At 67.4% G+C, this 15,282-nt stretch carries 14 protein-coding genes and 1 tRNA gene; 10 read left to right on the top strand and 5 right to left on the bottom strand.

What is annotated here, in order from left to right:
- Positions 1–27: 27 nt before the first annotated feature.
- Entirely contained in the window at positions 28–1,326 is a 1,299-nt protein-coding gene (gene hmgA / locus ACVN9Z_RS03500) for a homogentisate 1,2-dioxygenase (protein WP_353630819.1), read from the bottom strand.
- 165 nt (positions 1,327–1,491) lie between these two features.
- On the opposite strand from hmgA, the gene ACVN9Z_RS03495 reads away from it, so the two are divergent.
- A complete protein-coding gene (locus ACVN9Z_RS03495; protein ID WP_020926322.1) occupies positions 1,492–2,409 on the top strand; it encodes a LysR family transcriptional regulator in 918 nt (305 codons plus the stop codon).
- Here the strand turns inward: ACVN9Z_RS03495 and ACVN9Z_RS03490 are convergent.
- From ACVN9Z_RS03490 to mutM, 4 genes are all read right to left on the bottom strand, one after another.
- Positions 2,375–2,593, bottom strand: coding sequence for a DUF2783 domain-containing protein (locus ACVN9Z_RS03490; RefSeq protein WP_006385917.1), 219 nt, complete (start codon positions 2,591–2,593; stop codon positions 2,375–2,377). The two genes, ACVN9Z_RS03495 and ACVN9Z_RS03490, sit on opposite strands and share 35 nt — an antisense overlap.
- Positions 2,594–2,613: 20 nt before the next feature.
- Positions 2,614–4,293, bottom strand: coding sequence for an FAD-dependent oxidoreductase (locus ACVN9Z_RS03485; protein WP_054448304.1), 1,680 nt, complete (start codon positions 4,291–4,293; stop codon positions 2,614–2,616).
- A 128-nt stretch (positions 4,294–4,421) separates the two neighbouring features.
- Positions 4,422–5,375, bottom strand: coding sequence for an MBL fold metallo-hydrolase (locus ACVN9Z_RS03480; RefSeq protein WP_006385919.1), 954 nt, complete (start codon positions 5,373–5,375; stop codon positions 4,422–4,424).
- 229 nt (positions 5,376–5,604) lie between these two features.
- On the bottom strand, positions 5,605–6,432 hold the full coding sequence (gene mutM, locus ACVN9Z_RS03475) for a bifunctional DNA-formamidopyrimidine glycosylase/DNA-(apurinic or apyrimidinic site) lyase (RefSeq protein WP_458213128.1): 828 nt from the start codon (positions 6,430–6,432) through the stop codon (positions 5,605–5,607).
- Between mutM and ACVN9Z_RS03470 the strand changes: the two genes are divergently transcribed.
- The 9 genes from ACVN9Z_RS03470 to ACVN9Z_RS03430 all read left to right on the top strand — a co-directional run bounded on the left by ACVN9Z_RS03470 (position 6,431) and on the right by ACVN9Z_RS03430 (position 15,257).
- The gene (locus ACVN9Z_RS03470) at positions 6,431–8,317 is read left to right on the top strand and encodes a tetratricopeptide repeat protein (RefSeq protein WP_006385921.1); all 1,887 of its coding nucleotides are present in this window, start codon (positions 6,431–6,433) and stop codon (positions 8,315–8,317) included. The two genes, mutM and ACVN9Z_RS03470, sit on opposite strands and share 2 nt — an antisense overlap.
- A 32-nt stretch (positions 8,318–8,349) precedes the next feature.
- Positions 8,350–8,910, top strand: coding sequence for a lipoprotein insertase outer membrane protein LolB (lolB, locus tag ACVN9Z_RS03465; RefSeq protein WP_020926327.1), 561 nt, complete (start codon positions 8,350–8,352; stop codon positions 8,908–8,910).
- Positions 8,911–9,146: 236 nt separating this feature from the next.
- Entirely contained in the window at positions 9,147–10,745 is a 1,599-nt protein-coding gene (locus ACVN9Z_RS03460; protein WP_006385923.1) for a methyl-accepting chemotaxis protein, read from the top strand.
- Positions 10,746–10,936: 191 nt separating this feature from the next.
- Positions 10,937–11,878: a 4-(cytidine 5'-diphospho)-2-C-methyl-D-erythritol kinase gene (ispE, locus tag ACVN9Z_RS03455; protein WP_179840792.1), complete on the top strand. Its 942-nt coding sequence runs from the start codon at positions 10,937–10,939 to the stop codon at positions 11,876–11,878.
- A gap of 1 nt (position 11,879) precedes the next feature.
- Positions 11,880–11,956, top strand: a tRNA-Gln gene (locus ACVN9Z_RS03450).
- 135 nt (positions 11,957–12,091) lie between these two features.
- Positions 12,092–13,042, top strand: coding sequence for a ribose-phosphate pyrophosphokinase (locus tag ACVN9Z_RS03445; RefSeq protein ID WP_006227587.1), 951 nt, complete (start codon positions 12,092–12,094; stop codon positions 13,040–13,042).
- A 127-nt stretch (positions 13,043–13,169) separates the two neighbouring features.
- Complete coding sequence (locus ACVN9Z_RS03440) at positions 13,170–13,784, top strand: 50S ribosomal protein L25/general stress protein Ctc (protein ID WP_006385925.1); 615 nt, start codon at positions 13,170–13,172, stop codon at positions 13,782–13,784.
- A 97-nt stretch (positions 13,785–13,881) separates the two neighbouring features.
- On the top strand, positions 13,882–14,478 hold the full coding sequence (pth, locus tag ACVN9Z_RS03435; RefSeq protein ID WP_026384832.1) for an aminoacyl-tRNA hydrolase: 597 nt from the start codon (positions 13,882–13,884) through the stop codon (positions 14,476–14,478).
- On the top strand, positions 14,478–15,257 hold the full coding sequence (locus ACVN9Z_RS03430) for a CPBP family glutamic-type intramembrane protease (protein ID WP_054481803.1): 780 nt from the start codon (positions 14,478–14,480) through the stop codon (positions 15,255–15,257). Before pth ends, ACVN9Z_RS03430 begins: the two co-directional genes overlap by 1 nt.
- The last annotated feature ends 25 nt before the right edge of the window (positions 15,258–15,282 follow it).

Below are 15,282 nucleotides of genomic sequence, written 5' to 3'. Positions count from 1 at the left end.
GGGCGGGCGTGACGGCGGAAAGGCCGGTCACGCCTTGGCGGGATCGAAATGCTTCTGCAGGCCCTGCCAGCACCGGTAATAGTCGCCCTGCAATTCTACCGAGGCCAGCGCCTGCGCCGTCGGGCGGATCACGCGCCGCGTTTCGAACATGAAGGCCATGGTGTCGCGGATGTAGTGCGCGCTGCTGGTGTCGGCGTGCGAAGCCTTCTCGAAGGTCTCGGCGTCGGGGCCATGGCCGCTCATGCAATTGTGCAGGCTGGCGCCGCCGGGGGCGAAGCCGTCGGCCTTGGCGTCGTACACGCCCTGGATCAGGCCCATGAATTCGCTGGCGACGTTGCGGTGGAACCAGGGCGGACGGAAGGTGTTTTCCATTGCCAGGATGCGCGGCGGGAAGATGGCGAAGTCCATGTTGGCCGTGCCCGGGGTATCGGACGGGGCGGTCAGCACCGTGAAGATCGACGGGTCCGGATGGTCGTAGCTGATCGAGCCGATGGTGTTGAAGTGGCGCAGGTCGTACTTGTACGGCGCGTGCGTGCCGTGCCAGGCGACCACGTCCAGCGGCGAATGGCCGATCGCGGCGCGCCAGAAGCCGCCGGTGAACTTGGCGATCAGTTCGAAGTCGCCTTCCAGGTCTTCGTACCAGGCCACCGGCGTCTTGAAGTCGCGGGCATTGGCCAGGCAGTTCGAGCCGATCGGGCCCAGTTCGGGCAGGCGCAGCGCGGCGCCGAAGTTCTCCAGCATGTAGCCGCGCGCGCTGTCGTCCAGCAGTTGCACGCTGAAGCGCACGCCGCGCGGGATCACGGCGATCTCCAGCGGCTCCAGGTCGATCAGGCCCAGTTCGGTGGCCAGGCGCAGGCGGCCCTGCTGCGGCACCAGCAGCAGCTCGCCGTCGGCGTTGTAGAAATAGCGGCCCTGCATCGAGCGGTTGGCGGCATACAGGTGGATGCCGACGCCGCTTTGCTCATCGGGGCCGCCGTTGCCGCCCCAGGTCTTCACGCCTTCGATGAAATCGGTGGGCGCGGCGGGGATGGGCAAGGGGCTCCAGCGCAGCTGGTTGGGCGTGACCGGGCCGTGGCCGAAGGCGCTTTCCCAGCCCTTGACGCCGGCAAACGGCTCGAACGGCTTGTGCTGCGCGCCCGGGCGGATGCGGTAGAGCCAGGAGCGGCGGTTCTCGCTGCGCGGCGCGGTGAAGGCGGTGCCGGATAACTGCTCGGCGTACAGGCCATAGGGGCATTGCTGGGGCGAATTGCGGCCCAGGGGCAGCGCGCCGGGCAGGGCTTCGGTGGCACAGTCGTTGCCGAAACCGGTCTGGTAGTGCAGTTCCATGGAATCCTCCTGGGGTGGCGCGCGATGCGTGGCCGCGCGGTCTTGGTCCTGGCGCGCCGGAGCGGATTTCCGGTGCCGATATGCCATTGTCGGAAAAATCCCCCACTATGGCTACGGGAATGCAAAAATACCAACTATAAATTTCGTGAATAGTAGGGGTGCCTGATGGCGGACTTGCGCGACGTCGACCTGAACCTGCTGATCCTGTTCCAGCACCTGCTGGAGGACCGCAACCTGTCCGCCGTGGCGCGGCGCCTGGACCTGTCGCAGCCAGCGGTGAGTAACGCCCTGCGCCGGCTGCGGCTGGCGTTTGGCGACGAGCTGTTCGTGCGCACCGCGCAGGGCATGTTGCCCACGCCGCGCGCGCAGCGCCTGTCCGGCCCGGTGAGCGAGGCGCTGGCGATGCTGTCGCAGGCCTTGCAGGACCAGGACGCGTTCGATGCCGCCACCAGCACGCGGCGCTTTCGCGTGGCCATGACCGATGTCGGCGAGATCCACTTCATGCCGCGGCTGATGGAAGTGTGCGTGCAGGTGGCGCCACAGGTGCGCATCGACTCGGTGCGGGTGCAGGGCCCCGATCTGCCGCGGGAAATGGAGGCGGGGCGGGTCGACCTGGCCATCGGCGCATTCGACGAGATGGGGGCGGGCACCTTGCAGCGCATGCTGTTCCGGCAGGGCTACGCCACGCTGTTTCGCCAGGCGCATCCCAGCGCCCACCAGGGCATGGGGCTGAAGGCGTTCCGCGCCGAGCGTCACCTGATCGTGTCGCGCGCGGCGCCCTACGGGCAGGTCAACCAGTCCATGGAACGGGCCGGCGTGCCGCTCGCCGAGCACTTCAGCGTGCCGCATTTTTCGGCGGTTCCGTACATCGTCAGCGCCACCGACCTGCTGGCGACCGTGCCCGAAAAACTGGCGGCCAGCGCCGCCCAGCCATTCGGTCTGCGCTACATGACGCCGCCGGTGAAGGTGCCGGCGCTGCAGACCAATATGTACTGGCAACGCCGCTACGACCGCGATGGCGGCAACCAGTGGTTGCGCGCCCTGATCGTCAATGCGTTTGCGGTGGGTTCGACGCCGGCGTGACCGACGCGCGGGCCTGCGCCAGCGCCTCGCGCAGCACCGCCATGTCGCCCAGGTGGTTGGCCAGCAGCAGGATCAGCGCGGCGTTCAGTTCCTGGCTCTGCTCGTTGCTCAAATCGCGATGCGCCTCGATCAGCGCTTCGTAGAAGTCGTCCGGCGCGGCCAGGTTGGTTTCGGTGTTCAGCATGGAAAAGGCCTCCGGGTTCTTCAGGCGCGGCCGATGGCGCGGTTGACGGCCGACGCCACCGCGTCGGGCTGGAAGGCGCGCCAGCGCGCGGCGATATGCTGGTCGGGGCGGATCAGGTAGGCGGTGCCGGACAGCGCGTCATAGCGCTGGGCCAGCAGGCCTTCGGTGTCGACCACCGCCGCCAGGTCGGACGGCCAGCCCGCGGTATCGCAACCCGGACCCGCGACCAGCACGGGCTTGACCGGCACCGCCGCCAGTCGCAGCGCCCGCAGGGCCTGCAGCGTCTGCGTGTCGGGCGGGGCGTCGCCGCAGAAATGGGCCAGCGTGAAACCGGCGTCCAGTTGCGACAGCCACCACGGCGAATCGCCCGGACCCTGCACCGGCGCATCCAGCGCCACCGCGCCGGGCCGCATGCGGCCGGAGAAGGCGTCGGTATCCGGCGTGTTCAGCGGCGAATCGGCGTAGGTGGCCGGCAGCGACAGGCGACCGCTGTTGACCAGCGTGCGCGCGAACGCATGGGTGCGGGCCAGGTTCAGCACGGCATTGCGGAAGCTGCGGCTGATGTCGCTCTTGGGCGTGATGAAGTCGGTGGCGCGCGAGGAATTCAGGATGTTCTCGTCGGCGGCGTGCTCGCGTTCGGCGGCGTAGCTGTCGATCAGCGATTCGGGCGCGTGGCCGGCCAGCACCAGGCGCAGTTTCCAGGCCAGGTTCTCGGCGTCCTGCACGCCGCTGTTGGCGCCGCGCGCGCCGAACGGCGAGACGCGGTGCGCCGAGTCGCCGGCGAACACCACGCGGCCGTGGCGGAACTTGTCCATGCGTTCGCAGGCGAAGGTGTAGACGCTGACCCATTCCAGGTCGAACTGCGCGTCCGGGCCGAGCAGGGCGCGGATGCGCGGCAGCACGTTCTCGGGCTTGACGGCCTCGACCGGGTCGGCGTTCCAGCCCAGCTGGAAGTCGATGCGCCAGACATTGTCGGGCTGCATGTGCAGCAGCACCGATTGATTCGGGTGGAAGGGCGGGTCGAACCAGAACCAGCGCTCGGCCGGGAAGTCGGCCTTCATCTTGACGTCGGCGATCAGGAAGCGGTCGCGGAAGATGCGGCCATGGCTTTCCTGGCCGATCAGCTTGCGCACCGGCGAGCGCGCGCCGTCACAGGCCACCAGCCAATCGGCGCGCAGCGCGTAGCCGCCTTCGGGGGTGTCGATCGACAGCACCACGCCGTCGCCGGCCTGTTCCAGGCCCACCACCTTGTTCTTCCAGCGCAGGTCGATGTTCGGTTCCTGGCGCGCCTGCTCGTACAGGTAGCCTTCGGCGTAGTACTGCTGCAGGTTGATGAAGGCGGGGCGGCGGTGGCCGGGTTCCGGCAGCAGGTCGAAGCGCCAGACCTCCTGGTCGCGGAAGAAGACCTTGCCCACGTTCCACGACACGCCCTTGTCGACCATGCGCTGGCCGACGCCGAGGCGGTCCCAGATTTCCAGGGTGCGCTTGGAAAAGCAGATGGCGCGCGAGCCGGTGGACAGGCGGTAGTCGTCGTCCAGCACCACCACCCGCACGCCCTGGCGCGCCAGGTCCAGCGCCGTGGTCAGGCCGACCGGGCCGGCGCCCACCACCACCACGGGATGGCGCGCCTGCGTCGCGGCGGCCTGGTCGGCGTGTTTTTCATAGGCGAACTCCATCGCCTGAAAGTCGATGTCTCCCACGGTTGTCTCCTGTGTGGGTCATTTTGTTTTTATGCGCGGCTGCGCGCGTCGCCGGCCGACTTTGGTGGCGGATTGCGTGCAGCCGTTTCGATCTGTGGAACAGCGGCCGGCGCGCCGGCCGCGCGGGATCAGCCCTCCAGCTGCGCCCACATTTCCAGGTCGCGCTTGTCGGTCCAGATGCGCGGATGGACGTGGCCGGTGGCCTCGTCGTAGGCGCGCGATACGTCGAACGGCATGCAGTGGTCGAAGATGACCCAGTCGCTGTAGCGCGGCTTCATGAAGTCGTAGACCTCGCGGTAGATCGTCTTCAGGTCCTTGCCCTCGGCCACGCCGCGGTTGACCGCGCCGTACAGGTCGGTCAGGAAGGCGCGCGTGCCGGCCAGGCCCTGGCGCACTTCGGTGGCGTTCTTGAGCGCCGGGCCGCGGCCGGGCACCATCTTTTCGGCCTCGAAGCCCGACAGCGCGTCCAGCGTGCTGGGCCAGTCGCGGAAGTAGGCGTCGCCGCAGTAGGGGGTGGACTGGTATTCGACCAGGTCGCCGGCGAACAGGATCTTCTGCTCGGGCAGCCAGGCGATGGTGTCGCCCTTGGTGTGGCCGCGGCCGACCTGCAGCAGCTTGACCTCGAGGTTGCCCAGGTTGACGGTCATCTCGCCCTTGAACGTCATGGTGGGCCAGACCAGGCCGGGGGGAATCGATTCGGCGTTGCGGAACAGGCGCGGGAAACGGCCGATTTCGCTGGCCTTGTCCTGCTCGCCGCGTTCGGCGATCAGGTCGTAGGTGTCGCGGCTGGCCAGGATTTCCTGGGCGTTGTAGGCCGAGGCGCCGAACACGCGCACCGCGTGGTAGTGCGACAGCAGGATGTACTTGATCGGCTTGTCGGTGACTTCGCGGATGCGGCGGATGACGTCCTGCGCCATGACCGGGGTGGCCTGGGTGTCGACCACCATGACGGCCTCGTCGCCGATGATCACGCCGGTGTTGGGATCGCCTTCGGCGGTGTAGGCGTAGGCGTTGTCGGACAGCTTTTCGAACGACACGACCTTGTCGCTCAGGTCGGCGTGCGAAGCGAATTGCTTGCTCATGGAGGCTCCTTCCACTTTTATAGGAATAGGGTGTGTGGACGGACTATAGCGTGGCGTTAGTTGTTGTGCAATACGTTTGCTATAAACGAATTGACCCTTTTTGGCAGGGATTTCCCTTGGATTTCCGGGGCTGCCCAAATGCATCCGGGCCGCGCAGGGCGGCCCGGGATGGGAACCTTTCGGACCAAAGGAGGCCCCAGGGACTTGGACAGAAGTCAGGCGGGGGCGCTCAGGTCTTCTGGCACTTCGGGCAGTAATAGGTGGCCCGCTGGCCCTGGACGATGCGCCTGATCGGCGTGCCGCAGACCCGGCAGGGCTGGCCGGCGCGTTCATAGACCGCGGCGTGGATCTCGAAATAGGCGCCCGGCTCGCCGGTGGCGCCGACGTAGTCGCGCAGGGTGCTGCCGCCGGAGGTCAGGGCGTCGGCCAGGGTGGCGCGCACCATGTCCGCCAGGCGGTCGCAGCGGGCGCGCGACAGCTTGTTGGCCGGGGTCTTGGGATTGATGCGCGCGCGGAACAGGCTTTCGGAGGCATAGATATTGCCCACACCCACCAACGCCATGCCGGCCAGCAGCACTTGCTTGATCGCGGCGCCGTGGTTCTTGAAGTGATGGTGCAGCCAGGCGCCGTCGAAGCGCGGGTCGAACGGCTCGATGCCGAGCTTGGCCAGCAGGGGGTGGTTTTCGACCGGTCCGTCCGCATCGGGATGCCACAACACCGCGCCGAAGCGGCGCGGGTCGTGCAGGCGCAGCACCGCCTGGTCGAAGATCCATTCGACGTGGTCGTGCTTGCGCAGGAATTCACCGGGCGCCACGCTGCGCAGCGAACCGGACATGCCCAGGTGCACGATCTGGGTGCCGTGGTCGAAGCGCAGCAGCAGGTACTTGCCGCGGCGGCCGCATTCGCGCACCGTGTGGCCGCCAACCAGGGCGGGCAGTTCGGCCGGGATGGGCCAGCGCATCCGGGACTCATGGACGACCAGCCGCGTGAGCGGGCGGCCGGTGATGACGGCGTCGATTCCGCGACGCGTAGTTTCAACTTCAGGCAGTTCCGGCATGAGCCAGTGTAAGATCATCAATTGCGTGTACGAAGATTGTGCCACCAACCGGACGGGCCGCGTGAAGTCGTCTTTCAAACAAATGAATATCGGGATTGCCGCGCTGGCGCTTGCGTTGGCCTCCACCCTGGCCCCTCAAGCCCAGGCCGCCGACAGCCGGACGCGGGATGCGACCGGCCCCCGCATGGCGCCCCAGAACCGCCAGCCTGAAACCGAGGTGATCCGCCTGCGTCCCGGCCAGCTGCCCTACGTGTCGCTGACCGCCGACATCTTCTACCGCGTGCTGGCTTCGGAAATCGCCGCCCAGCGCGGCATGTACGGCACCGCCGCCAACACCATGGTCGGCCTGGCGCGCGACACCGGCGATCCCCGCCTGGCGCGCCGCGGCCTGGAATTCCAGCTGGCCGGCGGCAACCTGCCCGGCGCGCTGGACGCGGCCCGTGTCTGGGCCCGTCTGTCGCCGAACGATCTTGAAGCCAGCTCCACCGAACTGGCGCTGGCCGCGGCCAACGGCCAGACCAAGGGCCTGTCGCAGGCGCTGCGCAACCGCATCGAGGCCTCGCGCGACAAGCCTGCCGCCATCGGCCAGGCCCTGGCGGTGCTGAGCCGCCTGAACGACCGCCGCCTGGCGTTGCGCATCCTCGACGAATCCCTGAGCGACAGCGTGCGCAAGCTGCCCGCCGCCCATCTGGCGCTGGCCGACGTGGCCTCGGCCGCCGGCGACTACCCGCGCGCCGCCCAGGAGGCTCGCGCCGCCCTGGCCGCCGATCCCAGGTCCGAGCCCGCCGCCCAGCGCGTGCTGGAGTACGGCGCCAAGGTCGATCCGCAGCGCGCGCAGGCCGAGGCCCAGGCCTATATCGCCCGCAATCCCAACGCCCGCAAGGTGCGCCTGATGCTGGCCGGCCAGATGGCCGATGCCGGCGACTACAACGGCGCCCTCGCCGAATTGCAGGCCATGTCGCGGCGCTCGCCGGAAGACTTCGACCTGCTCTTCATGCAGGCCCAACTGGCCTACAAGGCCGGCCAATTGCCGCAGGCCAAGACCCTGCTGCAGCAGTACCTGGACGTGCAGAACCAGCGCCAGCGCGCCATCGTGCCGGGCGCCACCGACGCCGGCGCCGCCGCGGCCGATGCCCACGTGCTGCTGTCGCGCATCGCCGAAGACCAGGGCCAGTACGATGAAGCCATCGCCGAACTCGGCCGCATCGACGACCCGTCGCTGCGCTTCTCGGCCCGCATGCGCCAGGCCGCCCTGCGCGCCAAGTCCGGCCGTATCGATGACGCCATCAAGATGGTCGATGCCGCCGCGCCCCAGGACGAGGAAGAGCGCACGCTGGGCGTGCTGACCAAGGCGCAGATCCTGCGCGACGCCGACCGCGTCGGCCAGGCCGTCTCGGTGCTGGAAGCGGCCGACCAGGCGCTGCCCGATACCGTCGAGATCAAGTACGAATTGGCCATGCTGTACGAACGCCAGGACCGCCTGGCCGACCTCGAGCGCATGCTGCGCCAGGTCATCGCGCTGGATCCCGAGCATGCCCACGCCTACAACGCGCTGGGCTACACGCTGGCCGACCACAACCAGCGCCTGCCTGAAGCCCTGGACCTGATCACGCAGGCGCTGGAACTTTCGCCCAACGATCCGTTCATCCTGGACAGCATGGGCTGGGTCAAATTCCGCATGGGCGACCAGATCGCCGCCGCCGACTACCTGCGGCGCGCCTACAGCGTGCGGCCCGAGGCCGACATCGCGGCCCACCTGGCCGAAGTGCTCTGGACCCAGGGCAAACGCGACCAGGCGGTCGAGTTGTTGCGCGCCGCGGTGCAGAAGGATCCCAAGAACAGGACCGTGCTTGACGTCATCAAGCGCCTGGGAGTCAGCCTGTGACGGCAGCGTCGCGCGGTCTCGGCCTGGAATGGATGCGCTGGGCGCTGCTGGCCATGCTGGCGTTCGTGCTGGCGGCCTGCACCACCACGCCCAAGCCCATTGAAGGCGCCTCGCCCGACGCGTTCTCGCGCATCGGACGCTTCGCCATCACGGTCAACGAGGAAAACGGCAAGCAGAGCGCCGTGCAAGGCGGCTTTTCCTGGTCGGACGATGGCCGCCGCTACGTGCTCGACCTGACCAATCCGCTCGGCTCGACCGAGGCGCGGGTCGAAGGCCAGCCCGGCGCGGCCAGCCTGACCAAGGCCGACGGCACCCGCCTGGTGGCCGACAACCCCGATGCCCTGGCCGAAGACGCCCTGGGCAGCAGCATGCCGGTATCCGGCATGCGCGATTGGCTGCGCGGCAAGCTGCCGGGCCAGCCCGAGGCCACCGATGTATCCAACGACGACCTGGGACGCCCCGTGGCCTTCGAGCAGGGCGGCTGGCGCGCGCGGCTGTCGCGCTACGACACGCTCGGCCCGCAGATGCTGGTGCTGGAGCGCCAGGAGCCGGGGCGCCGCATCATGGTGCGCCTGGTCGTCAACCAGCCCTGATTGCTACCGCTTCGTGACTTCCTCGACGGCCCTGCGGGGCCGTTGTGTCGTCTGGCTGTAGCACGTCCGCCCCGCTTCAATCAGCAAATCAGCGTTGCAAAATCGACTTTGTTACTGATTGATAGATTCTGTTTAACCTGAATAATTCTTCCGACACCCGCGCGCACGACCCCCGCGCGCGGCATGCAAGGCCGGTGGCCGCGGATCGCGCCGCCGCTTTTTTACGGAGAATGCCAATGTTCAGGAATACGCGGATCGCGACGATGCTCTTGGGGATCATCGCGGTGTTTTTCACTTTCCAGCTGCTGGTGGGCGGCATGGGTTTCGTCGCCCTGCGGCAGACCAACCAGGACGTCGGCCAGCTCTATCGCCTTTCCTCGCAGCAGGTCAACGCCGTGAACACGGCCGCGTTGTCCCTGGTGGCGGCGCGCACCGACCTGAGCCGTTATGCCACCCGGGTGGCGCAGGGCAACGCCAGCGACACCACCGCACTGCGCCTGGCGCGCCAGCGCATTGCCGCGGGTGACCGGGCCTTCCAGGGCTTTGCCGGCGGTTTGTCGGCGCAGGAGAAAGCCGAGTCCAAGGACCTGATCGAGGCCTACGGCAATCTGAGCAACAACCTGCAGAACGTCGGCAAGGTGCTCGAGGCCGGTGACATGGACGCCTACTTCAAGCAGGGCACGCAGCAGGTGCAGGAGCTGCTGGTGTCCGAGCGCGACGCCTTCATGCGCCGCGCCGAGACCACCGGGCAGGAGGTGATGGACGAGATCTCGCTGTTTCACATGGTCTTTTCCTATCTGCTCGGCGGCATCCTGGTGCTGGGCCTGTTGATGGCGGTGGGCGCGCACGTGCTGATCCGCCGCATGATCGTGCGGCCGCTGCTGGAAGCCGGCGACATCTTCCGCCGCATCGCCGAGGGCGACCTGACGCGCCGCGTGGCCGATCGCGGCCGCAATGAGATCGGCGCGCTGCTGGGCGCCCTGCGCGCCATGCAGGACAGCCTGGTGCGCACGGTGTCCACGGTGCGCCGCGGGGTCGATGAGATCAACGTCGGCGCGCGCGAGATTTCGTCCGGCAATGCCGACCTGTCCAGCCGCACCGAAGAACAGGCCGCCTCGCTCGAGGAAACCGCCGCCAGCATGGAAGAGCTGGCGACCACGGTGAAGCAGAACGCCGACACCGCGCGCGAAGCCAACCGCATGGTGGCCGCCTCGGCCGCCGTGGCGCAGCGCGGCGGCGAGGCCGTCTCCAGCGTGGTCGAGACCATGCGCGCCATCCAGGGCAGCTCGTCGCGCATTTCCGACATCGTCGGCGTGATCGACGGCATCGCATTCCAGACCAACATCCTGGCGCTCAATGCCGCGGTCGAGGCCGCGCGCGCCGGCGAGCAGGGCAAGGGCTTTGCCGTGGTCGCCAGCGAGGTGCGCACGCTGGCCCAGCGCAGCGCCGCCGCCGCCAAGGAAATCAAGCAGCTCATCGAGGACTCGGCGCAGAAGGTCGGCGTCGGTTCCGAGCAAGTGGAAACCGCCGGCGCCACCATGCGCGAGATCGTCGATTCGGTGCAGCGCGTGACCAGCCTGATGGGCGAAATCTCGGCCGCGTCGGAGGAACAGGCCACCGGCATCGACCAGGTCAACCGCGCCGTGACGCAGATGGACGGCGTGACCCAGCAGAACGCCGCGCTGGTGGAGCAGGCCGCCGCCGCGGCCGGTGCGCTCGAAGAGCAGGCGCGCCAGCTGGCGGGCGCCGTGGCGGTGTTCAAGCTGCCGGAAGGGCAGGTGATCGAGGCCCCGGCCGAACGCCTGGCCGGCCGCGTCGCGCCGCAGATCGCCTGATCCGCATCCGAGGGCGGCGTCCAGGTCCGGGCAAGCCGGGACCCATTCCCGTTGCGCCGTTCCTTGCGGACGATAGGATCGGTCTCCCGCCGGTCCCCCGGGACGCCAGCGGCCCTGTCATGGCGTCCCGGCGCTCGCCACCCCGGGCGGGTCGCTAAAATCGACGCATCCGTCCTTTTTCCCGATCCGCCGTGACCCTCTACGACGTACCCGCGCCCGCCAAGGTGAACCTGTTCCTGCACGTGGTGGGCCGCCGTCCCGACGGCTACCACCTGCTGCAGACGGCTTTTCGCTTCATCGACCTGTGCGACACGCTGCACTTCGAGGCGCGCGCCGATGGCGTCATCAGCCGCGCCACGGAATTGGCGGGCGTGTCCGAAGAGGACGACCTGACCTTGCGCGCCGCCCGCGCCCTGCAACAGGCCACCGGCACGCGCCAGGGCGCGCAGATCGCGCTGGAAAAGCGCATTCCGCAGGGCGGCGGCCTGGGTGGCGGTTCGAGCGACGCGGCCACCGTGCTGATCGCATTGAACCGCTTGTGGGGCACCCGGCTGTCGCGGCGAGAACTGATGGCGCTGGCCCTGCCGCTGGGCGCCGACGTGCCGGTGTTCGTGTTCGGCCAGTCCGCTTTCGCCGAGGGCGTGGGCGAAAAACTGACCGCGCTGGACCTGCCGGCGCGGGCCTATCTGGTGGCGCAGCCGGACGCGAGCGTGCCGACCGTTGGAATTTTTTCCGCACCCGATTTGACAAGGGATTCTTCTTACATCACAATAGCGGACTTTCTTGCTTCGCCTACATTTTCCTTCGGGAAAAATGATTTGGAGCCGGTGGTCTACCGACTTTATCCTGAGGTTCTCAGGGCATCGCGGTGGCTTGCAGAGCAGGGCGTGTTGAAAAACACGGGAACCCAAGTTCGCATGTCGGGATCTGGCGCGTGTCTATACGCCGAGTTTTCCGAGCTGTCGGAGGCCGTTTTGGCGAAAACGGAAATTACCGCTACAATGCGCGGCGCTGTTGAAGCAAACTGCAGAAATGCAGATGACACAGGCAGCACAACGCATCCACGGTTCCGGTTAGTGCAGGCATGTCCTGGGTTGACTGAACATCCGTTGCGGAATTGGATTGCAAGATAGTTGGGGAGTCGCCAAGCTGGTTAAGGCACCGGATTTTGATTCCGGCATGCGAAGGTTCGAATCCTTCCTCCCCAGCCAACCGAATACATAACAAAGCTGTTGAACACGCCTGTAAGACACTGGCCCGGGTTCAGCAGCTTTTTTATTTTCCGGTTTCAGCAGGTTCTCGCATCACCTCGTTAGTGTCTCGAAACGACCATCGCATCATCCATCATGGCAAACGATAGCTTCATGATCTTCACGGGCACGGCCAACACTCGGCTGGCCGTGGACGTAGTCAACCACCTCGACATGTCCCTGGGCAAGATGACCGTCGGTCGCTTCTCGGACGGCGAGGTGATGGTCGAGATCAACGAGAACGTGCGTGGCAAGGACGTCTTCGTCCTGCAGCCCACCTGTGCGCCTACCAATGACAACCTGATGGAAATCATGGTGATGGTCGATGCCCTGCGCCGCGCCTCGGCCGGCCGCATCACCGCCGCGATTCCCTATTTCGGCTACGCCCGCCAGGACCGCCGCCCGCGCTCGGCGCGCGTCGCGATCTCGGCCAAGGTCGTGGCCAACATGCTGCAAGTGGCTGGCGTCGATCGCGTCCTGACGATGGACCTGCACGCCGACCAGATCCAGGGCTTCTTCGACATTCCCGTGGACAACATCTACGCCGGTCCGATTTTGCTGGGCGACATCTGGCGCCGCAATTTCTCGAACCTGGTCGTCGTGTCCCCGGACATCGGCGGCGTGGTGCGCGCCCGCGCGCTGGCCAAGCAGCTCGAAGCCGACCTGGCCATCATCGACAAGCGTCGTCCGCGCGCCAACGTGTCGGAAGTGATGAACATCATCGGTGAAGTCGACGGCCGCACCTGCATCATCATGGACGACATGGTCGACACCGCCGGCACGCTGTGCAAGGCGGCCCAGGCCCTGAAGGACCGCGGCGCCGGCGCCGTCTACGCCTATTGCACGCACCCCGTGCTGTCGGGCGGCGCCATCGACCGCATCGAGGCGTCGGAACTGGACGAACTGGTCGTCACCGACACCATTCCGCTCTCCGAGCAAGGCCAGGCCAGCGGCAAGATCCGCCAGCTGTCGTGCGCCGCGCTGCTGGGCGAGACCATCCTGCGTATCTCGAACGCGGAATCGGTCAGCTCGCTGTTCGTCGACTGACGCCAGCCTCCCCGTTTTTTGTGTCTTGCTGGTCGCGGCAAGGCGCAAGCAACACGGCGCACCTGTTGTGCGCCGTGTCTTTAACCGGTGAAGTCCGCTTCGCCATTTTTTGTTTTTGGAGTTTTCCATGAAATTTACTGCCACTGCGCGTAGCGTCCAGGGTTCGAGTGCGAGCCGCCGCCTGCGCCGCGCGGGCCGCGTTCCCGCCATTGTTTATGGTGGTTCGGCTGCCCCGTTGAACATCGAACTCGACCACAACGAGATCTACCACGCCCTGCGCAAGGAAGAATTCCACGCTTCGATCCTGCAAATGCAGCTCGAAGGCGCCAAGGACGAACAGGTCCTGCTGCGTTCGGTTCAATGGCACGCCTACAAGCCGCAAGTCCTGCACGTGGACTTCCAGCGCGTCGACGCCAACCAGGCGCTGCGCACCAAGGTGCCGCTGCACTTCGTGAACGCTGAAGTCTCGCCGGCCGTCAAGCTGAGCGGCGCGATCATCAGCCACGTCGCCACCGAACTGGAAATCACGTGCCTGCCGTCGGCGCTGCCCCAGTTCATCGAAGTCAACCTGGCCGACATCCTGGCCGGCGCTTCGATCCACCTGGCCGACATCAAGCTGCCGATGGGCGTGACCTACGTCCCGCACGGTGGTGAAGAGAACCCGCTGCTGGCCGCTGCTGTCGTCAAGGGTGGCGCTGCCGCCGACGACGCCGACGCCGCTCCGGCTGCTCCCGCCGCCTAAGTCCTGCCGGAAAGCTTCGGCTTTCCCGCGGCTTGCGCCCGAAACCCTGCGTGTGCATTTGCATGCGCAGGGTTTTTTGGTTTAAACACCCCCCATCATGTCTATTCCCATACGCCTCATCGTGGGATTGGGTAACCCCGGTCCCGACTACGAAACCACCCGCCACAACGCGGGCTTCTGGCTGGCCGACCACCTGGCGGACGACCTGCGCGCCTCGTTCGCGCTGGAGAAGTCGTTCTTCGGCATGGTGGCCAAATCCCGCCTGGGGGCCGACAACGTCCTGCTGCTCAAGCCCAACACCTACATGAACCGTTCCGGCCAGGCGGTCGGGGCGCTTGCGCGCTTTTACAAGCTGACGCCGGAGCAGGTGTTGGTGCTGCACGACGAACTCGACCTGATGCCGGGCCAGGTGAAACTCAAGCAGGGCGGCGGCCATGCCGGCCACAACGGCCTGAAGGACATCCAGGCCGCGCTCGGCAGCCCGAACTTCTGGCGCCTGCGCATCGGCATCGGCCATCCGCGCACGCTCGGCCTGGCGCAGCAGGTGGCGGACTTCGTGCTGCATCCGCCGCGCCGCGAAGAACAAAAGGAAATCGAGGCGGTCATCGACCGCTGCCGCGCCGTGGTGCCGGCCATGCTGGCGGGCGACTTCGCGCTGGCCACCCGCCAGCTGCACAGCGGCAACGACGCCTGATGGACGGCGCTCCGGCTTTCGCCGAACCGCGCAAGCTGCGCTTCCGCAGCGAGCTGGCCGACTTCTGGCGCTTCGTGCGCCGGCCGCGCCCATTGCGGCGCCTGCCGGGGCGCGCCCCGGCGATCGGCTGGGTGTCGGATTGGTGGCCGGGCGTTGGCCCGGGGCGCCTGCTGGCCTGGGCCGCCTTGCTGTGGCTGATCAACCTGTTCGCCCTGGGGCCGGTGGCGGTCGCCGCGGCCGGCGTCGGCGGCGTCACGCATCGGCTGGACCCGGCCAACATCCCCTGGCTGACGGCGGTGATCTGGGCCCCGCTTGTCGAGGAAATGCTGTTCCGCTATGGCCTGCGACGGCCCAGGCAGGCGCTGTGGCTGTGTCCGGCGCTGCTGCCGGTGGTGCTGTACGGCCCGCGCATTTGGACTGGCCTTTTGTTGGCCGCTTTCGTGTTGCTGGCCTGCTGGTCGCTGCGTCCGCGCCCCGCGCCGCTCAATGGCTGGAACACCGCCTGGCGGCGCCATTACCTGAAACATTTCGGCTGGGTGTTCCACCTGGTGGCGCTGACCTTCGCCGCCGTGCACCTGACCAACTTCGTCTTCAACCACACGCCGTACTGGCTGCTGCCGCTGCTGGTGCTGCCGCAATGGGTCACCGGCCTGGTGCTGGGCTGGATCCGCATCCGCCGCGGCATCGGCGCGGCCATCGCGCTGCACGCCATGTTCAACGCCGGCCCCATTTTGCTGATCTGGGCCGTGATGCGCTGGGCCCCCACGGCGGCGAGTTGAGCCGGCCGTCCCCCTGGGCGCGGTC

The sequence above is a fragment of the Achromobacter sp. KK8 genome, from assembly GCF_054188005.1.
This window is presented reverse-complemented; position numbering and strand designations above follow the sequence as displayed.